Origin of the sequence: Mycobacterium sp. NPDC051804 (genome assembly GCF_044452905.1) — a bacterium.
GTDB lineage: Bacteria > Actinomycetota > Actinomycetes > Mycobacteriales > Mycobacteriaceae > Mycobacterium.
Genome location: NZ_JBITCD010000005.1, coordinates 23388 through 42928, shown reverse-complemented (window position 1 = coordinate 42928; position 19541 = coordinate 23388). Strand labels below are relative to the sequence as shown.

The 19541-nt window shown below is 65.9% G+C and carries 19 protein-coding genes; 11 read left to right on the top strand and 8 right to left on the bottom strand.

What is annotated here, in order from left to right:
- Window positions 1-27 precede the first annotated feature (27 nt).
- The 3 genes from ACIA48_RS19805 to ACIA48_RS19795 form a co-directional block, all read right to left on the bottom strand.
- Window positions 28-1062, bottom strand: coding sequence for an aspartate-semialdehyde dehydrogenase (locus ACIA48_RS19805; RefSeq protein ID WP_396735221.1), 1035 nt, complete (start codon window positions 1060-1062; stop codon window positions 28-30).
- Window positions 1063-2328: an aspartate kinase gene (locus ACIA48_RS19800; protein WP_396735218.1), complete on the bottom strand. Its 1266-nt coding sequence runs from the start codon at window positions 2326-2328 to the stop codon at window positions 1063-1065.
- Between the two features lie 125 nt (window positions 2329-2453).
- Window positions 2454-2909 carry a hypothetical protein gene (locus tag ACIA48_RS19795; RefSeq protein ID WP_396735215.1) on the bottom strand — a complete coding sequence of 152 codons (456 nt, stop codon included), beginning with the start codon at window positions 2907-2909 and terminating at the stop codon, window positions 2454-2456.
- A gap of 129 nt (window positions 2910-3038) precedes the next feature.
- Between ACIA48_RS19795 and ACIA48_RS19790 the strand changes: the two genes are divergently transcribed.
- The 9 genes from ACIA48_RS19790 to leuA all read left to right on the top strand — a co-directional run bounded on the left by ACIA48_RS19790 (window position 3039) and on the right by leuA (window position 13836).
- Window positions 3039-4298 carry an ammonium transporter gene (locus ACIA48_RS19790; protein ID WP_396735212.1) on the top strand — a complete coding sequence of 420 codons (1260 nt, stop codon included), beginning with the start codon at window positions 3039-3041 and terminating at the stop codon, window positions 4296-4298.
- A gap of 89 nt (window positions 4299-4387) precedes the next feature.
- Window positions 4388-5701 (top strand): type III glutamate--ammonia ligase, encoded by a 1314-nt coding sequence (gene glnT, locus ACIA48_RS19785; protein WP_396735210.1) that lies wholly within the window; start codon window positions 4388-4390, stop codon window positions 5699-5701.
- Window positions 5702-5718: 17 nt separating this feature from the next.
- The gene (locus ACIA48_RS19780) at window positions 5719-6597 is read left to right on the top strand and encodes a glutamine amidotransferase (protein WP_396735207.1); all 879 of its coding nucleotides are present in this window, start codon (window positions 5719-5721) and stop codon (window positions 6595-6597) included.
- Window positions 6585-7268, top strand: a complete 684-nt coding sequence (locus tag ACIA48_RS19775; RefSeq protein ID WP_396735204.1) for a protein glxC — start codon at window positions 6585-6587, stop codon at window positions 7266-7268. Before ACIA48_RS19780 ends, ACIA48_RS19775 begins: the two co-directional genes overlap by 13 nt.
- Window positions 7268-8575, top strand: a complete 1308-nt coding sequence (locus ACIA48_RS19770; RefSeq protein ID WP_396735201.1) for an FMN-binding glutamate synthase family protein — start codon at window positions 7268-7270, stop codon at window positions 8573-8575. Before ACIA48_RS19775 ends, ACIA48_RS19770 begins: the two co-directional genes overlap by 1 nt.
- 28 nt (window positions 8576-8603) lie before the next feature.
- Window positions 8604-9788 (top strand): NAD(P)/FAD-dependent oxidoreductase, encoded by a 1185-nt coding sequence (locus tag ACIA48_RS19765; RefSeq protein WP_396735198.1) that lies wholly within the window; start codon window positions 8604-8606, stop codon window positions 9786-9788.
- An 8-nt stretch (window positions 9789-9796) separates the two neighbouring features.
- Window positions 9797-10444 carry a helix-turn-helix domain-containing protein gene (locus tag ACIA48_RS19760; RefSeq protein WP_396735195.1) on the top strand — a complete coding sequence of 216 codons (648 nt, stop codon included), beginning with the start codon at window positions 9797-9799 and terminating at the stop codon, window positions 10442-10444.
- Window positions 10445-10479: 35 nt separating this feature from the next.
- The gene (gene mgtE / locus ACIA48_RS19755) at window positions 10480-11859 is read left to right on the top strand and encodes a magnesium transporter (protein ID WP_396735192.1); all 1380 of its coding nucleotides are present in this window, start codon (window positions 10480-10482) and stop codon (window positions 11857-11859) included.
- A 159-nt stretch (window positions 11860-12018) separates the two neighbouring features.
- Entirely contained in the window at window positions 12019-13836 is a 1818-nt protein-coding gene (leuA, locus tag ACIA48_RS19750) for a 2-isopropylmalate synthase (RefSeq protein WP_396735189.1), read from the top strand.
- Between the two features lie 4 nt (window positions 13837-13840).
- Here leuA and ACIA48_RS19745 read toward each other — a convergent pair whose 3' ends face one another.
- From ACIA48_RS19745 to ACIA48_RS19735, 3 genes are read right to left on the bottom strand one after another with little or no spacing between them, the layout of a single operon-like run.
- Window positions 13841-14407 carry a TetR/AcrR family transcriptional regulator gene (locus ACIA48_RS19745; protein WP_396735187.1) on the bottom strand — a complete coding sequence of 189 codons (567 nt, stop codon included), beginning with the start codon at window positions 14405-14407 and terminating at the stop codon, window positions 13841-13843.
- Complete coding sequence (locus ACIA48_RS19740) at window positions 14407-14865, bottom strand: hypothetical protein (protein ID WP_396735185.1); 459 nt, start codon at window positions 14863-14865, stop codon at window positions 14407-14409. The genes ACIA48_RS19745 and ACIA48_RS19740 overlap by 1 nt, the downstream gene beginning before the upstream one ends.
- Window positions 14866-14910: 45 nt before the next feature.
- On the bottom strand, window positions 14911-15930 hold the full coding sequence (locus tag ACIA48_RS19735; protein ID WP_396736765.1) for a DEDDh family exonuclease: 1020 nt from the start codon (window positions 15928-15930) through the stop codon (window positions 14911-14913).
- 43 nt (window positions 15931-15973) lie between these two features.
- Between ACIA48_RS19735 and ACIA48_RS19730 the strand changes: the two genes are divergently transcribed.
- Window positions 15974-17209 carry a MurT ligase domain-containing protein gene (locus ACIA48_RS19730; protein WP_396735182.1) on the top strand — a complete coding sequence of 412 codons (1236 nt, stop codon included), beginning with the start codon at window positions 15974-15976 and terminating at the stop codon, window positions 17207-17209.
- Window positions 17202-17918, top strand: a complete 717-nt coding sequence (locus ACIA48_RS19725) for a type 1 glutamine amidotransferase (RefSeq protein WP_396735180.1) — start codon at window positions 17202-17204, stop codon at window positions 17916-17918. Before ACIA48_RS19730 ends, ACIA48_RS19725 begins: the two co-directional genes overlap by 8 nt.
- Here the strand turns inward: ACIA48_RS19725 and ACIA48_RS19720 are convergent.
- On the bottom strand, window positions 17915-18802 hold the full coding sequence (locus tag ACIA48_RS19720) for a DUF559 domain-containing protein (RefSeq protein ID WP_396735177.1): 888 nt from the start codon (window positions 18800-18802) through the stop codon (window positions 17915-17917). The two genes, ACIA48_RS19725 and ACIA48_RS19720, sit on opposite strands and share 4 nt — an antisense overlap.
- Window positions 18803-18928: 126 nt before the next feature.
- The gene (gene recR / locus ACIA48_RS19715) at window positions 18929-19540 is read right to left on the bottom strand and encodes a recombination mediator RecR (protein WP_396735174.1); all 612 of its coding nucleotides are present in this window, start codon (window positions 19538-19540) and stop codon (window positions 18929-18931) included.
- Window position 19541 lies beyond the last annotated feature (1 nt).

Here is a 19541-nt window from a genome sequence, read left to right as displayed (position 1 = left end):
CCCAAACGTCCGTTTCGGCGCAAGAAACTAGAGCTCGGCGGCCAGCAACTCGGCGATCTGAATAGTGTTCAGCGCCGCACCTTTTCGCAGGTTGTCACCCGACAGGAACAGCGCAAGACCACGACCCTCCGGCACGCCGGGATCCTGGCGGATACGGCCAACCAGCGTCTCGTCGACGCCCGCGGCGGCCAGCGGCGTCGGCACGTCCACCAGCCTCACACCGGGCGCATTGCCCAGCAGCTCGGTCGCCCGCGCCACCGAAAGCGGCTTGGAGAACTCGGCGTTGATCGACAGCGAATGGCCCGTGTACACCGGCACCCGCACACACGTACCGCTCACCAGCAGGTCTGGAATGCCGAGGATCTTGCGACTCTCGTTGCGCAGCTTCTGATCCTCGTCGGTCTCACCGGAGCCGTCCTCGACGTAGGAGCCGGCGAGCGGCACCACGTTGAACGCGATCGGCGCGACGTACTTCGCAGGCGCCGGGAATTCGAGTGCACCACCGTCGGCCACCAACTCCCGGCTGCTCGCGACGACGGCGCTTGCCTGCGCGTGCAATTCGTCCACGCCGGCGATTCCGCTCCCCGAGACCGCCTGATAGGTCGACGCGATCATGCGCACCAGACCAGCCTCGTCATGCAGCACCTTCAGCACCGGCATCGCGGCCATCGTCGTGCAGTTCGGATTGGCGATGATGCCTTTGGGTCGCTGACCCGCGTCCCTGGCGAAGTTGACCTCACTGACCACCAGCGGGACGTCCGGGTCCTTGCGCCAGGCCGAAGAGTTGTCTATGACGACGGCGCCCGCCTCGGCGAACCGCGGAGCCTGCACTCGCGACATCGTCGCGCCCGCCGAGAACAACGCGATGTCCAGTCCGGCGGGATCGGCGGTCTCGGCGTCCTCGACCTCGATCTCCTGGCCGCGGAACGGCAGCTTCTTACCCTGGGAACGCGACGATGCGAAGAACCGCACGCTGGTGGCGGGAAAGTCGCGCTCTTCCAGCAGCGTGCGCATGACCTGACCGACCTGCCCGGTCGCGCCGACTACTCCTACGTTGACCATTTAGCGTCCCGTTCCCGCGTACACCACGGCTTCCTCGTCGCCGCCGAGGCCGAATGCCTCGTGCAAGGCAACGACGGCCTTATCCAGGTCAGTGTCCTTGACCAGCACCGAGATTCGGATCTCGGAGGTGGAGATGAGGTCGATGTTCACCCCGACCTCGGCGAGCGTCTCACAGAACGTCGCGGTGACACCGGGATGGCTGCGCATACCAGCTCCGACGAGCGACACCTTGCCGATGTGGTCGTCATAGAGGACTCTCGCGAATCCGATCTCGTCCTGGAGGGCGGTGAGCTTCTCCACAGCGCCGGGCCCGCTCTCGCGCGAGCACGTGAACGTGATGTCGGTCTTACCGTCCTCGACCTTGGAGATGTTCTGCAGCACCATGTCGATGTTCACGTCGGCGTCGGCAACCGCGCGGAACACCTTGGCGGCGTAGCCGGGTACGTCGGGCAGGGCCACGACGGTGACCTTGGCCTCGCTGCGGTCATGCGCGACTCCGGTCAGGATGGCGTCTTCCATCGGGATGTCCTCCATCGATCCTTTGACGAGAGTGCCTGGTTTGTCCGTGTACGACGAGCGGACGTGAATCGGAACGTCGTAGCGACGCGCGTATTCCACGCATCGCAGCATCAGCACCTTGGCCCCGGCCGCGGCCATCTCGAGCATTTCCTCGAAAGTCACGGTGTCGAGGTGGCGGGCGTTGGGCACGATGCGCGGGTCGGCGGTGAAGATGCCGTCGACGTCGGTGTAGATCTCGCACACGTCGGCGTTCAGCGCCGCGGCCAGCGCGACGGCGGTGGTGTCGGATCCGCCGCGGCCGAGCGTGGTGACGTCCTTGCTGTCCTGGCTGACGCCCTGGAACCCGGCAACCAGAACGATCAGGCCCTGGTCGAGGGCTTCCTGGAGACGGCCTGGGGTGACGTCAATGATCTTGGCGTTGCCGTGGGTGCCGGTGGTGATGACGCCGGCCTGCGATCCGGTGAACGATCGCGCCTGCGCCCCGAGCGAGTCGATGGCCATCGCGACCAGTGCATTGGATATCCGCTCACCGGAGGTCAGCAGCATGTCCATCTCACGGGCCGGCGGTGCCGGCGACACCTGACGGGCCAGGTCAAGCAAGTCGTCGGTGGTGTCACCCATCGCCGAAACCACGACGACGACGTCGTGGCCTGCTTTCTTGGTTTCGACGATGCGCTCGGCGACGCGGCGGATCCGCTCGGCGTCGGACACCGAGGATCCGCCGTACTTCTGTACGACGAGCGCCACTGGGCATGCCTTTCAGGTGGTTGGGACCGCGCTTTTCAGGCAGCACAGTCCCACCAAGGATAAAGGTTTGACGCATCTCATTTACTCCGCCGGTCGCCGCACCCGGTGCAGGCGGCATGAAGCGGCTAGCTGCAGGCGTCCGCCAGCTGATCGAGCCCCTCGATGATGCGCTGATTCAGCAGGGTCATCTCGAGATAGACCGGCGGCGGGGGCGCCCCGGGAGCGCGGTTTTCGGACTCGGCTCGCATCCGGGGCAGCTTGGCGACGAACTGGTTGGCCGCGTCCGCGACCTGGATGGCCGTGCCCCCCAGGTTGGGTTCGGTCACCTGCTGGGCACGCTGAGTCATCCCGTCTGCCCACTGCTGGTACGCGGCATCTTCAGCCACGGTGGGCACCGCCGGATCGGTGTCGCTGGCCTTTGACGCGATCAACTCACCCTGCGCGTTGTTGAAGTCGAGCATCTCCTGCACCGGCTTGCATTCCTCGGAGGGCCCCTTGAAGAAGGTGTTGGACAGCAGCACCACGACGGCGACGGCGACCACTACCGCGATGGCGAGCCACCACCGTCGATCGAGTTTCATCACTGGAACTCTAGCGACCCGCCGAGTATTAACGCGCAGGCAACATCGCGAGCGGATCCACGTAACAGAAACACCGGTTACTGGCAGTGAACGGCCCCGGGGTGGGCCGCATCACTTCAGGAGACATAAATGGATGTAGATACAGGGACCACGGCGTTCATGCTGTGTTGCATCATCGGCCTCACGCTGATGATCCCCGGGCTCGCTCTCTTCTACGGCGGCATGGTGTCCGTCAAGAGCTCGACCAACATGATGATGATGACGTTCGGCGCGTGCGCGATCGTCGGCGTGCTGTGGGTGCTGTTCGGCTTCTCTCTGACTTTCGGCACCTCCTATGGCGGATTCCTCGGCAGCATCACCGAATTCGCCGGCATGAAGGACCTGCTCGAGTCGAACACGACGATCGCCGGGCTTCCGATAACCCTGTTCGCTTTGTTCCAGGCGCTGTTCGCGGCGATCACCGTCGCCTTGATCTCCGGCGCCGTGGCCGACCGGATGAAGTTCGGCGCATGGATGGTCTTCGCCGCCGTGTGGGCGGTGCTGGTGTACTTCCCGGTCGCGCACTGGGTGTTCGCGTTCGACGGTGTGGTGACCGAGAACTCCGTCGGCGGCTGGATCGCCAACAAGCTCGCCGCCGTCGACTTCGCGGGCGGCACCGCGGTGCACATCAACGCCGGCGCCGCCGCGCTGGCCGTCGCCATCGTGCTCGGCAAGTCCGCGGGCTGGGGACAGCTGCGCAAGCCGCACAATGTGCCGCTGACGCTGCTCGGTGCCGGCCTGCTGTGGGCGGGGTGGTACGCGTTCAACGGCGGCTCGGCGCTGGCCGCGGGCAACTCGGCCTCGATCGTCATGGTGACCACCTTCGTGGCCACTTGCGCCGCGACCCTCGCCTGGATCGCCGTCGAGAAGATCAAGGACGGCCATGTCACGGGCGTCGGTGCCGCCTCGGGCGCGATCACCGGCCTTGTCGCGATCACCCCGGCGTGCGGTGCGGTCACCCCTGTCGGCGCGATCATCCTGGGCGCCATCGCGGGGGCGGTCTGCGTGTACGCGGTGGGCCTCAAGGAGCGCTTCGGCTATGACGACTCCCTCGACGTTGTGGGTGTCCACCTCGTCGGTGGCGTCGTCGGCACCCTGCTGATCGGCTTCCTGGCCAGCGAGTCGATGCCCAACGGCGTCAACGGTCTGTTCTACGGAGGCGGATTCGACCAGTTGTGGCGACAGGCCGTCGCGGCCGGCGCGGTGATGATCTACTCGTTCGTCGTCGCCGGCATCATCGCGATGGCCATCAAGATGACGATGGGCATCCGCATCTCGCCCGACGAAGAGGAAAAGGGCATCGACGCGACGTTCCATCGCGAATCGTCGTACGAACTGCAACCCGCCTGACCCAAAGCCGACCGGCGCGGGCGGTTTCCGGCCGCGCCGGTCGACTCATAGGTGTCGTGTTTCCTTACAAGAGACAAGGTTTCCGCACAATGTCCAACGATCTGGCCTCTCTGGCAGAGGCATCCGGGACGAAGTTCATCCTCGCGCTGTTCATCGACCTGCGCGGCAAGCCATGCGCCAAGCTGGTGCCGGTCGAGGCCGTCGACCTGCTCGCGACCGAGGGTGTCGGATTCGCGGGATATGCGGTCGGCGCCATCGGCCAGGAGCCCAAAGACCCTGACCTGATGGCCATTCCAGACCCTGCCTCGTTCACGCCGATCCCGTTCCTCAAGGACGGACTGGCGATCGTGCACTGCGACCCGCACGTCAACGGCGAACCATGGCCCTATGCGCCGCGCGTCATTCTCAAGGCCCTGATTCAGCAGGCGTCCGACGCCGGCTTCGAGCCGTGGGTCGGCGCGGAGGTCGAATACTTCCTGTTGCGTCGCGGCGCTGACGGCACATTGTCGACCGCGGATGCCGCCGACGTCGCCGCCCAGCCCTGCTACGACGCGCGCGGCGTCACCCGGATGTACGACCACCTCACCGCGATCTCGACGGCGATGAACGGACTCGGCTGGTCCAACTACGCCAACGACCACGAGGACGGCAACGGCCAATTCGAGCAGAACTTCCAGTTCGCCGACGCGCTGACCACCGCCGACCGCGTCGTCACACTGCGCTACCTGTTGTCGATGATCGCGGCCGAGCGCGACATGGTGGCCACCTTCATGCCCAAACCCTTCGCCGATCGCACGGGAAGTGGCCTGCACCTGCATCTTTCGCTCACCACGGCCGGGACCCCGGTGTTCCCCGCCGGTGCGGGTGTGCCCGACGAGCGGGGGCTGGGGTTGTCGGAGACCGCCTACGCGTTCATCGGCGGCATCCTCGAACACGCCTGCGCCCTGCAGGCCGTGGTCGCGCCAACGGTCAACTCCTACAAGCGGACCCGGGCGACCTCCACCGCCTCCGGTGCCTCGTGGTCACCCAACACGCCGAGCTACGGCGGTAACGATCGCACGCACTACATCCGGGTGCCCGACGACCAGCGCGTCGAGCTGCGCGGAGGCGACGGATCGGCGAACCCGTACCTGGCGATCGCCGCGGCCCTCGGTGCGGGCATCGACGGCATCAAACGCAGTGCGGACCCCGGTGACGTTGGCTCCCAAGGTCGTTCGGCGCTGCCGCCGACGCTGCTGCACGCCGTCGACGAACTCGAGGGCGACCCGGTGATCGCCGGGGTGCTCGACGCTGCGGGCGAAGGCGTGTCCTCCTACTTCGCGAGCCTCAAGCGCGACGAGTTCTTCGCCTACCACAGCGCTGTGACGCCGTGGGAGATCGACCATTACCTGACCGCCTTCTAGGGAAAGGGGACATCTGAATGTGCGGCATTGTGGGCCTGCACCTACGCAATCCCGACCTGCATCCCCAACTCGGCGAACTGGTGACCGGCATGTTGTGCGAGATGGGCGATCGCGGAAGCGACTCCGCGGGCGTGGCAGTGTACGGAGATCCGACCTGGTCTCCACCAGGGCACGGGTGCGTATCGCTACTCGAGGTCGACGCCTCGCCGGAAGAGGTGGCGGCCACACTCGACGTGACGGTGACACAGCTGGACGAAACGTATCTCCTTACGGCACAGGCCTCGTCGGACGATATCCTGGCCGCCGCGGAGTCGGCCTATCCCGACGCGCTCGTCGCCGGCTTCGGGGCCGACCTCGCGGTGCTCAAGGGAGTCGGCCACCCTCGGGTGCTGACCGAACGCTGGGGACTGTCGAAAGCGCAAGGCTGGCAGGGTGTGGGACACACCCGTATGGCCACCGAGTCGGCGGTGACGCCCGCGGGCTGCCACCCGTACGCGGTGGGCCCCGAGCAGTGCATGGTGCACAACGGGTCATTCGCCAACCACGCAACCATCCGCCGTGAATTACGCGCGGCGGGTGTGACGTTCGACAGTGAGAACGATACGGAGGTGGGCGCCCGTTTCATCGCCGAGCAGCTGGCCAATGGCCGTGACGTGGAGGCAGCTTTGAAGGAGCTGTGCGCGGTGTTCGACGGCTTCTATACGTTGCTGGTGTCCAACAGAGATTCGTTCGCCGTCGTCCGCGACGCCATCGCATGCAAGCCCGCCGTCATCGCCGAGACCGACGACTGGGTCGCGATGGGCAGCGAATACCGCGCTTTGGCAGGACTTCCCGGTGTGGAGCAGGCCAAGATCTGGGAACCCGAACCGGAGGTGATCTACGCGTGGAGACGCTAGTCGCGTACGACCTGGCCACCATCGGCCTGCGCGAGGTGAATGCCGCACTGCACGCACCGGACCTGACGGGCGAGTTCGTCATCGCACATCCCGGCGGCGCACACAACGTGGCGGTCGGTCTGAATGCCGATGTCCGGGTGACGATCGACGGCCATGTCGGTTATTACGCCGCCGGTATGAACCAGCTCGCCCACGTCACGATCAACGGCAATGCGGGCACCGGTGTCGCAGAGAACATGATGAGCGGCACCGTCTGGGTCAAGGGCAGTGCATCCCAGTCGGCAGGCGCCACCGCCCACGGCGGACTGCTCGTGATCGAAGGTAAAGCGGCTGCTAGGTGCGGCATCTCGATGAAGGGCGTGGACATCGTGGTCGGTGGCGACGTCGGACACATGAGCGCCTTCATGGCGCAAGCGGGCAGGCTCGTGGTGCGCGGCGACGCCGGCGAGGCGCTCGGTGACTCGATCTACGAGGCGCGCATCTACGTCCGCGGCGATGTCGCATCGCTGGGTGCCGACTGCGTCGCCAAGGAGATGCGGCCCGAACACCACACTGAGCTTGAATCGCTATTGTCAGCAGCAGGTTTCGACGATGACACCACCGCCTATACCCGCTACGGTTCGGCGCGCTCGCTCTACCACTTCCACGTCGACAACGCGACGGCCTACTGATGAGCTACCTACGCGAGTCCGCGACGTTCGACCGATCGGTCATCGCCGAGATCCACCGCGCCGCAGAGACCGGTATTTACGACATCCGCGGCTGGGGCGCCAAACGCCGGCTGCCCCATTTCGACGACTTGCTGTTCCTCGGAGCGTCGATGTCCCGCTACCCGCTGGAGGGCTACCGAGAACGGTGCGACACCGACGTTGTGCTCGGCGACCGCTCGGCCAAGCATCCGTTGCACCTCGATATCCCCATCACCATCGCGGGCATGTCCTTCGGTGCGCTGTCCGGTCCGGCCAAGGAGGCGCTCGGTCGCGGCGCCAGCGCGGTCGGTACGTCCACGACGACCGGCGACGGCGGCATGACGCCCGAGGAGCGAACCCAGAGCAAACACCTCGTCTACCAATATCTTCCGTCGCGGTACGGCATGAACCCCGACGACCTACGGAAGGCCGATGCGATCGAGGTCGTCCTCGGTCAAGGCGCCAAGCCGGGCGGTGGCGGAATGCTGCTCGGACAGAAGATCTCGCCACGCGTGGCGGCGATGCGCACCCTGCCCGAGGGCATCGATCAGCGCTCGGCATGCCGGCATCCCGACTGGACGGGACCCGACGACCTGACGATCAAAATCAACGAGCTGCGGGAGATCACCGACTGGGAGAAGCCCATCTACGTCAAGGTCGGCGCCACCCGCACCTATTACGACGTCAAACTGGCGGCGCACGCGGGAGCCGACGTCGTGGTCGTCGACGGTATGCAGGGCGGTACGGCGGCGACTCAAGAAGTGTTCATCGAGCACGTCGGGATGCCGACGCTGGCGGCCGTGCCGCAGGCGGTGCAGGCGCTGCAGGAGCTGCGGGTGCATCGCAAGGGGGTGCAGCTGATCGTGTCCGGTGGCATCCGCACCGGAGCCGACGTGGCCAAGGCTTTGGCGCTGGGGGCCGATGCGGTGGCGATCGGTACCGCCGCGTTGATCGCGCTGGGCGACAACCATCCTCGCTACTCCGCCGACTACGAGAAGCTCGGCAGCGCCGCGGGTTTCTTCGACGACTTCCAGGACGGCACCGACCCGGCGGGCATCAGTACGCAGGATCCCGAGCTGGCATCGCGTTTCGACCCGGTCGAAGGCGGCCGACGGCTGGCCAACTACCTCCGAGTGTTGACGATGGAGGCGCAGACGATCGCACGGGCCTGCGGTAAGTCCCACGTGTGCCATCTCGAACCCGAGGATCTGGTGGCGGTCACGATCGAGGCCGCGGCAATGGCGCGGGTACCGCTCGCGGGGACCGACTGGATTCCGGGACACCGATGAGCGCTTGCGCGAAGAAGAGACAGCACAGATGACGACAGCGGATGTGGTGATCGTCGGCGGCGGCATCGAAGGTGCCGCTGCAGCCTGGGCACTGTCGCAGCGCGGTGTGACGAATGTCGTGGTAGCCGAGCGCAATACCGTCGGCTCCGGCATGACCGGCAAGTCCAGCGGCATCGTGCGCTGCCACTACGGGGTCAGCTCACTGGCGGCGATGGCCACGGTCGGCTTGGAGGTGTTCGAGAAATCTCAGGACTTCTTCGGCACCGACATCGGGTTCCGGCAGACCGGCTACGTCGTCGGCGTCGGCGAGGGAGATACCGGCTCGCTGCGCAACAGCCTTGCCGCACAGCGTGCGGTGGGCGTGCAGACCGAAGAGATCGACGCCTCCGAGGTCGCCCGGCTGTGGCCGCATGCGGACCTGACGCCTTTTGGGGCATTCGCGTGGGAGGCCCGCGGCGGCTACGGCGACGCCTACCAGACAGCCCAGGCCTTCGCGGTGTCCGCGCGAGCCGCAGGTGTGCGGATTTGTCAAGGCGCCAACGTGATCGGGCTCCTAATCGACGGCGATAAGGCCGCAGGTGTCAGATTGGCCGACGGATCGGTGATCGCCGCCGAGACCGTCGTGGTGTCGACCGGAGTCTGGACGTCACCGTTCTTGGCGCCGTACGGCATCGACGTACCCATCCGCGTGGTCCGCGAACAGCTCGTGACGATCGCGCCGGGCATCGACATCGGCAACGTGCCAGTGTTCTCCGATCTGGTTTCATTGCAATACATCCGGCCGGAGCTCGGCGGGGAGTTGCTCTTCGGCAACAGCGATCTGTCCGACGTCGAAGATGCCAACCCCGACGATTACCTCAACCGCGCCACCGAGGGCTTCGTCCAGGACACCGTCGAACGGGTTGGCGCCAGATTCCCGGGCTTCACCGACGCGGCGATCACCGGCAGCTACGCCGGCTGCTACGACGTCACCCCGGACTGGAACCCGGTCATCAGCAGGACCGGTGTGGAAGGGCTCATCGTCGCAGCCGGATTCAGCGGCCACGGGTTCAAGATCGCTCCTGCGGTCGGGAGGTTGATCGCCGACCTCGTCGTCGAAGGCCGCAGCTGCGACCGCCGCATCCCCGAAAGCGACTTTCGGCTGTCCCGGTTCGCCGAAGGCGATCTCCTCAATAGCCCATATCCGTATTCCGGTGCCGGCCAGATGCGTTGACACGAGCCATGTCTGACGTCCCGCTACTGCGCAACAGATCCGGCACCGCGCGTGACCGCGACCCGCATGCGCCGGTCGAAGAGCTCGAACTGGAGGCTGCCATCGGGCGCAACGTCCGTCAGCTCCGGCTGCAGCACGGTCTCACAGTTGCCGAAATGGCCACTCGGATAGGCATTTCGAAGGCGATGATGTCGAAGATCGAGAATGCTCAGACATCGTGCAGCCTGAGCACCCTGGCGCTGCTGGCCCATGGTTTCGACGTACCGGTCACCAGCCTGTTCCGCGGTGCGGACGTCGAGCGTCCGGCGTCATTCGTCACCGCGGGCACCGGAGCACGCATCGTCCGCAACGGCACCAAAGAAGGCCACGAGTACCGGCTGCTCGGCTCGCTGCGCGGCGAACACAAACGCCTCGAGTGCCTGCACGTCACACTGTCGGCCAAGAGTCAGACCTATCCCCTGTTTCAGCACCCGGGCACGGAGTTCATCTTCGTTCTCGAGGGGGTCATGGACTACAGCCACAGCCGCTCGGTGTACCGGCTGAATCCCGGGGACTCACTGCAGTTCGACGGCGAAGGCGCGCACGGGCCGGTGGACTTGGTCGAACTGCCGATCCGCTTCCTGTCCGTCATCGCGTTCCCTGACTCCCAGTTGTAGCGTTCCGGTCGGTTTCGGCGTGTAGCTTCCCCGCCATGACCGGCGATACGAGTCAAGCTGCGATCAGCCTGAGCCAGGCCATCGACATGCAGACACCGAAGGCACTCGCGTTGTGGCTGGAGCTTGTCGACGATCCCGCGGAACGCACCTACGAGCTATCCCGGCTGTCGTCCGCGGACCGCCGCCGTCTCGGTGAGGGCCTCGACGCGGAAGTCGGCCCCGAACTACTCGAGTCAGTGGATACCCAGCTGGCCGCGAAAGTCGTCAAGTCCCTGCCGGTGCCGCGAGCCGCCGAACTGCTGACCGCTCTGGACGCCAACGAGGCGGTGCGCATTCTGCGCCGCTTCCAGCACGACGCGAGGGACTCACTGCTGTCGGCGATGCCTCTCGACGAGGCCAGGCACCTGCGCGAGATGCTCGTGTGGCCCCCGGATTCGGTCGCCGCGAACATGTCGACGGACACCCTGTCATTGGGCCCGACGGTGACGACCGAGGAAGCGATCGCACACATCCGCCACCGGATCTCCGCACAGCAAAAGGACGCGCACACCGGGAACTGTGTCTACGTCACGGATGCCGACGAGCAACTGCTTGGCGCCGTCCCGTTCCGCAGCCTGGTGATGGCGCAGGCCGATCGCGCGATCGCCGACCTGATCGACGGGGACGTCGTCAGCGTCGAACCACTGACCGAGGCCGAGCAGGCCGCGCAGTTATGCGTGAACCGGCGCCTGGAGGAGCTTCCCGTCGTCGACGGTGACAACCGGCTGCTCGGCATCCTCACCGAGGACCAGGCGTTGGACATCATCAAGGAGGAGACCACCGAGGACGCCGAAAAGCAGGGCGGCTCAACACCATTGGAGGTGCCCTACCTGCGCGCGTCGCCGTGGCTGCTGTGGCGCAAGCGGATCGTGTGGCTGCTCGTGCTGTTCGTCGCCGAGGCGTACACGGGTACGGTGTTGCGCGCCTTCGAAGACGAGATGGAGGCGGTCGTCGCCCTCGCGTTCTTCATCCCGCTGTTGATCGGCACCGGCGGTAACACCGGCACCCAGATCACCACCACCCTGGTGCGCGCGATGGGCACCGGGCAGGTCCGGTTCCGCGACCTGCCCGCCGTCGTCGCGAAGGAGATGTCGACGGGCATGATGATCGCGCTCGCGATGGCGATCGCCGCGATGATCAGGGCCTGGACATTGGGCGTCGGGCCGCAGATCACCCTGACCGTGGCCCTGACCGTTGCCGCCATCGTGCTGTGGTCGGCGTTCGTCGCATCGATCCTTCCGCTCGTGCTGAAGAAGCTGCGGATCGATCCCGCGGTGGTGTCAGCGCCGATGATCGCGACGATCGTCGACGGCACCGGCCTGATGATCTACTTCCTGATCGCCCACGCGACGCTTCCGCAGCTGGCCGGTCTGTGATTGGGAGTTTTGGCGCAGGTGAATGGTGGAGTAAGGTGACCAGCGTGCAGCGGGTGCTCCTTCTCGGCAGCCGCGACGGGGTCTGATCAGACCGGCTTCCCGTCGCGGGTGTTCGCGATGCGCCGGTCGTGAGTCCATTGACAACCCGGAGCAACTATCGTGACCACTTTCTCAAAACCCGCACCAGATTCCCCTGACGCTTTTGCGTCGGTACGTACCCTGACCACGCCGGCAGGCGCACCGAACCCCGGCCAGCCCGCCTGGAACACCCAGCGCGGCTCGTCCATGCCGGTCGGCCGCTACCGCCCCTTCGCCGAAGAGGTCGAGTCTGTCGCGCTCGCCGACCGCACCTGGCCGGACAAGATCGTCGACCGGGCACCGATGTGGTGTGCCGTCGACCTGCGCGACGGCAACCAGGCCCTGATCGACCCGATGAGCCCCCAGCGCAAGCGCCGCATGTTCGACCTGCTCGTGCGGATGGGCTACAAGGAGATCGAGGTCGGCTTCCCGTCGGCCAGCCAGACCGACTTCGACTTCGTCCGCGAGATCATCACCCAGGGCGCCATCCCGGACGACGTCACCATCCAGGTGCTCACGCAGTGCCGGCCCGAGCTGATCACGCGGACCTTCGAGGCGTGTGCGGGCGCGCCTCGGGCGATCGTGCACTTCTACAACTCGACATCGATCCTGCAGCGGCGCGTGGTGTTCCGCGCCGACCGGGAAGCGGTCAAGGCCATCGCGACCGATGGCGCACGGCTGTGCGTCGAGGAGGCCAAGAAGTATCCGGACACCCTGTGGCGCTACGAGTACAGCCCGGAGTCCTACACCGGCACCGAATTGGAGTACGCCGTCGACGTCTGCAACTCCGTCGCCGACATCATCAAGCCCACCCCAGACGTGCCGCTGATCGTGAACCTGCCCGCGACCGTCGAGATGGCCACCCCGAACGTCTACGCCGACTCGATCGAGTGGATGCACCGGCACCTGTCTCCGCGCGACTCCATCATCCTGAGCCTGCACCCGCACAACGATCGCGGAACCGCTGTCGCGGCAGCCGAATTGGGCTACCAGGCCGGTGCCGACAGGATCGAGGGCTGCCTGTTCGGCAACGGTGAGCGCACCGGCAACGTCTGCCTCGTCACGCTGGGGTTGAACCTGTTCAGCCGCGGCGTCGACCCGCAGATCGATTTCTCCAACATCGACGAAATTCGGCGCACGGTCGAGTACTGCAACCAGCTACCGGTGCCCGAACGCCACCCGTACGGCGGCGATCTCGTATACACCGCGTTCTCCGGCAGCCATCAGGATGCGATCAACAAGGGTCTGGACGCCATGAAGGTGTCCGCCGACGAGCAGGACGCCGATGTCGACGACCTCCTGTGGCAGGTGCCCTATCTGCCGATCGATCCGCGTGACGTCGGCCGCACGTATGAGGCTGTCATCCGGGTGAATTCGCAATCCGGCAAGGGCGGTGTCGCCTACATCATGAAGGCCGACCACGGTCTGGCCCTCCCCCGGCGGCTGCAGATCGAGTTCTCCCAAGCGATCCAGAAGATCACCGACGGCGAGGGCGGCGAGGTGTCGCCCAAGGAGATGTGGGACGTCTTCGCCGAGGAGTACCTGGCGCCAGTGCGGCCGTTGGAGCGCATCCGGCAGAAGGTGACCGCGTCCGAGGTCGACGGTGGTACCGACACCATCGAGGCGGTCGTCAAGGTCGACGGCGTTGAACGCGAGATCGTCGGTGCCGGCAACGGTCCGCTCGCGGCATTCGTCGACGCGCTCGGCGCCATCGGCATCGACGTATCGGTGCTGGATTACTCCGAACACGCCCTGTCGGCGGGCGAGGAAGCCCAGGCCGCGGCGTACGTCGAGACGTCGATCGGCGGTAGGACGGTGTGGGGTGTCGGCATCGCGACGTCGATCACCACCGCGTCGCTGCGGGCCGTGGTGTCAGCGGTCAACCGCGCGGCTCGCTGAACCCCTAGTCGAGGAAGGCGCTCAGCAGTCGGTCCACAAGACCGGCGGCATCTTGCGTGCCCGGTGCGGGCACCACGGTGAGGTTGCTGAACACAAAGCCGTTGAGCAACCTGCTGATTTCGTCCATCCTCTCCGGCGCCGGGGTGAAGCCGGCGGCCTCGAAAATGAGCGTCGCCGACTTCACCGCGGCTGCCTGGAGTTCATTCATGAGCGGCCGTAGTTCCTCGCGCCGGGTGCTCTCCATGAAGAGCTCGAAGCGGGCCAGTGTCCATCGCCTGGACTGATCGTCGGGTTCGAGCATCCGAATCATCAGCTGCTTCAAGGCATCCCGAGTCAGCGCGCCGACGCCCGACTGCAGTAGCTCGACCCGTTGCCAATGCAGGTCGACCGTTCTGGCAGCGGTCGCTTCCAGCAGCGCCTGCCGCGTCCGGAAGTAGTTCGAGGTGGTGCCGGCCGGAACCGCGGCACGGCCGTCGACCGCACGATGCGTGAGACCCCCGACGCCGTCATCACAAAGGATGTCGATGGCGGCGTCGAGGATTTGGTTTCGGCGTTCGGGATTCGGCGGCATCAGTTCCTATATTGCAGTTTGGCGAACAGCGTGAGGAACGCCGGGTAGACGACGATCAGCAGGAACCAGCTGAACCACATGGGGAACCACGTCATCAGCGTCGTGTCCCAGATGATGTAGCTGCAATAGATGTGCAGTGGCACGCTGCCCGCGATGTAGACCACCGAGCCGGTGAACAGTGCGCGGTGCCTCTTGTTCGCGAACACGACGCGACGCTTGGCGAGCAGCAGGATGCCCGTGATGCCCGCGTAGGTCATCGGGATCAACAGGATCTTGTCTGTCGTCGGGGTCATGACGTACTGCATCGTCAGATCGTCGCCGAGGATCACCCGCAGTACGTGCAGGATCACGCCCAGCGAAATTGTCAGCATCGCGGCCTCGCGGAAGAAATAGCCGTGCCGACGGTAGATGTCCATGAAGGACCGTTCGCGAAGTACTACGTCTGTAGTGGTTGTCATGGTTCGACGGTATCACTACAGACATAGTGGTAGCAAGAGTGTGCTTTAGAAGAGCGCGAACTGGTCGCCGGCCAGCGTGGTGTCGGTGAATTCCTCGATGGTGCTGCCGCCGACCACGGCGTCGAGCTCACTCATGAAATCGGCGTCCGCCATGAACGGAACACCCAGCTCACGAGCCTGATAGCCCTTGCCCTGTTCGGGTTGCGCCTCATTGCAGATGATGAGCGACGTCTCGGAGTCGACGGTGTCGGTGTACGACAGCCCGACGTGCACGATCCGCTCGACGAGTTCTTCGTGCGTGCGCTCGACTTCGGCCGCCAACGCGACCCGCATGCCCTGCACCAGCGGCCTGCCCTGCACGAATCGACCGGGGTTGACGTACGGGCATGGCAGTCGTGCGGCCAACATCTTCAGCGGCCGCAACTCTTCATGCGTCACCTGGCCGTTGGGCCACTCGCGCCGCGACAGCGGACGGACGGGCAACCACACCTTGCGTTCCCGGGCGCGCACCAGCACCGGTTTCAGAATCTGCGCCAACACCATCGCGTCGTCGAGAGCGTCGTGGGGCTTCAACTGCGTGATACCCCAATGTGCCGCAAGGGTTTCCAGCCGCAGGTTTTCGGTCCCGAGCTCGAGCCTGCGGGTCAATTCAACCGTGCACATCGCGGTGTCGATGGGCAGTTGCGCGTCGACCAGCTCGGCTTCGGCGGCCAGGAACGAGTAGTCGAAGCCCACGTTGTGCGCCACCAGGGTGCGGCCGCGCAGCAGGTCGATCAGATCGCCGACGATGTCGCCGAAGCGCGGCTGACCTTCGAGCATTTCGGCGGTCAATCCGTGAACGTGCGTCGGCCCGGGATCGACTCCCGGATTGAGCAGTGTGTAGAGGCTCTGCTCGACGTTGCCGTCGTCGCCGAGCGCCAGCGCCGCAATGCTGATGACCCGCGCATGCCCGGGGTGGAAACCCGAGGTCTCTACGTCGACGACGGCCCAGCCTGCGCCATCGTCGACCGCGGGGCGGCCCCAGCATTGACTCACAAATTCGAGGATGGCACGGACGGCCGACATCACCGGATCACTCACCAGCGTGTCGGCTCTTAGACTGCCGGGGATGGTCACGATTCGCGGACGGGCAGCGCTCACGGCGGGAGCCGGCGCGCGCTGGGCGTCGCGTGTCACTGGACGCGGTGCGGGCGCGATGATCGGCGGCCTGGTCGCGATGACGCTGGACAAGTCGATCCTGGGCCAGCTCGGCGAAGGCCGTCGCACAGCGATCGTGACCGGCACCAACGGTAAGTCCACGACCACACGAATGACCGCGGCGGCGCTGGGAACCCTGGGGCCCGTCGCGACCAACGCCGAGGGCGCGAACATGGACGCCGGGTTGGTCGCCGCGCTCGCGGGAACGCGGGAGGCGTCCCTGGCCGCTCTCGAGGTCGACGAGATGCACGTGCCGCATGTGGCCGACGCGCTGGATCCCGCCGTCATCGTGCTGCTGAATCTGTCGCGCGATCAGCTCGATCGCGTCGGTGAGATCAATCACATCGAACGCACGCTGCGGGCCGGGCTGGCGCGCCATCCGTCGACGGTGGTCGTCGCGAATTGCGACGACGTGTTGATGACGTCGGCCGCCTACGACAGCCCCAATGTGGTGTGGGTGGCCGCCGGCGGCGGGTGGGCGAACGATTCGGTGAGCTGCCCGCGCTCGGGTGAGATCATCGTGCGCGATGGCGCCCACTGGTATTCGACGGGAACCGATTTCAAGCGTCCGTCGCCGCAGTGGTCCTACGACGACACGCACATCTACGGGCCCGACGGGATGTCGCTGCCGATGCAGCTGGCGCTGCCGGGAAACATCAACCGCGGCAACGCCACTCAGGCCGTCGCCGCCGCGGTGACGCTGGGCGCGGATCCCGCGGCCGCCGTCGCGGCGGTGTCGGGTGTCGACGAGGTCGCCGGCCGGTACAGCACGGTGCAGCTGGGTCAGCATTCGGTGCGCATGCTGCTGGCGAAGAACCCGGCGGGCTGGCAGGAGGCGCTGTCGATGGTCGACACCGACGCCGGTTCGGTGGTGATCTCCGTCAACGGTCAGGTGCCCGACGGGGAGGACCTGTCGTGGCTGTGGGACGTCAATTTCGAGCATTTCGTCGATCATCCGGTGGTGGCCGCGGGTGAGCGCGGGACCGATCTGGCGGTGCGACTGGGTTATGCGGGCGTCGAACACACGTTGGTGCACAACGCCGTTGAGGCGATCACGTCGTGCCCACCGGGGCACGTCGAGGTGGTCGCGAACTACACCGCGTTCCTGGCGCTGAACCGGACGTTCGGGAGGGCCGGCCGTGCGTGAGTCGACGGTGCGGATCGGATTGGTGCTGCCCGATGTGATGGGAACGTATGGCGACGGCGGCAATTCGGTGGTGTTGCGTCAACGCCTGCGCTTGCGCGGCTTCGACGCGGAGATCGTCGAGATCACTCTCGCAGACCCGGTGCCCGCCGAGCTGGACCTGTACACCCTTGGCGGAGCGGAGGATTACGCGCAGCGGTTAGCCACCCGGCATCTGCAGCGGTACCCGGGTCTTCAGCAGGCCGCGGAGCGCGGTGCGCCGGTGCTGGCGATCTGCGCGGCGATCCAGGTGCTCGGCCATTGGTATGAGACGTCGTCGGGCGAGCGGGTCGACGGGGTGGGGATGCTCGACGTCACGACGTCGCCACAGGACACCCGCACGATCGGTGAGGTGGTGTCGCAGCCGTTGCTGCCGGAGCTGACGGAGCGATTGACGGGTTTCGAGAATCACCGCGGCGGAACGGTTCTGGGTCCCGCGGCGCAGCCGTTGGCGAAGGTCATCAGCGGGGCGGGCAACCGTGCGGGCGACGGCATCGACGGTGCGGTGCAGGGCAGCGTCGTTGCGACGTATCTGCACGGGCCGTGTCTGGCGCGCAATCCGCAGCTGGCGGACCATCTACTCTCGCGTGTGGTCGGCGAACTGCCCCCCTTGGAAATCGGCGAGGTCGCGCAGCTGCGCAAGGAACGCCTGGCCGCACCCCGCCGCGTCTAGGCGGCGAGGCTGCGCGTGAAGCGCTGCAGATCGCTGATCTCGACAAGGCAGCCGCGGCTGACCAGTGCGGCCTCGACGCGTTCGATCACATCTTGCGCTTTGTCCTCGGCGATCACGCGTATGACGATCCAGCCGAGTTCCTCGAGCATGCGCAGCCGCGCAATGTCCTTCACATACTGACGGCGGTTCTTGCGATGGTGGTCGCCGTCATATTCGACCGCGACCTGGTATTCGGGCCAGCCCAGGTCGAGCCACGCGACCGGCCGAAAGCCGACGAGGACCGGTATCTGCGTCTCGGGTCGTGCGAAGCCGGCGTCGTGCAGCCACAACCTGATTCGAGATTCCGTCGGGGAGGCAGCGCCGCCGTCGACCAGCGGGAGCAACTCCTCGAGCCGTCGAAGTCCTGTTGCCCGTGGGTAATGTTTCGCGAGCGCGCTCACCTCGTCGATCGAATACCGCTGATTCCACATCAGCGCGTCGAGACGAGTAAGTGCCTCCGTGCGTTCAAGATGACGTCCCACATCGAACGCGGTGCGGACCCGCGTCGTCACGGGTAGACCAGCGGCCCTGGTGATCTCGTTGTCACCAATACGGTCGGCCCGCGGTACCAACCCCGATTGCGGGCGCATCTTCACACCCACGAGTTCGATGGGCTGGTCCGGATCGACGTACGGCGCGCCGAGTAATGCGGCCGCGGAAACCCCTGCAACCACACCTTTCCGGCCTGATGCCAGCCATGCGGCCGCCGCACGTTGACGCAAGGTCAACTCGAGACCCTTGGGCGCGTAAACGCCACGGAATACCGGTGTGTGCCAGCGGTTCAGCTCGTAACGCGTTACCCGGCCCGTCGCTATCGCCTCACTACCAATGAAGATGTCAGCCATGCGGGCATCGTGCACCTCGCTACCGACAAGTCTCAGCGATCCACGTTTTGCAGAGGAAGTGCGAGATAGCGCCTGCGAAACGTGGATTGGTGTGACTGCCGGTGCGAGAGGTAAAGGGGGAAGGGCCTAGGCCATCGCGCGGCGGCCCGCGAGCGCGCGGCCCAACGTCAGCTCATCGGCGAACTCCAGGTCACCGCCCATCGGGAGCCCGGACGCGATACGCGTCACCGTGAGACCCGGGATGTCGCGCAGCATCCGCACGAGATACGTCGCCGTGGCCTCGCCTTCGGTGTTCGGATCGGTCGCGATGATCACCTCGGTGATGTCCACGCCATCGACCCGTTCGCCAATCCTGTTCAGCAGCTCACGAATTCGCAGTTGGTCGGGCCCGACTCCGGACAACGGATCCAGCGCACCACCCAGCACGTGATAGCGACCGCGGAATTCACGCGTGCGCTCGACGGCCTGCACATCCTTGGGTTCCTCGACGACGCACACCACCGAACCGTCGCGGCGGGCATCAGAACATATTCGACACCGTTCGTCGTCGGACACGTTGCCGCACACCGCGCAGAACGTGACCCCGTCGCGAATTCGGTTCAAGACCGCGGTCATCCGGTCGATCTGCGGCGGCTCGACGGACAGCAGGTGAAATGCGATCCGCTGCGCGCTCTTCGGCCCGATGCCCGGCAGCTTGCCGAGCTCGTCGATCAGATCCTGGACCGGCCCTTCGAACAAG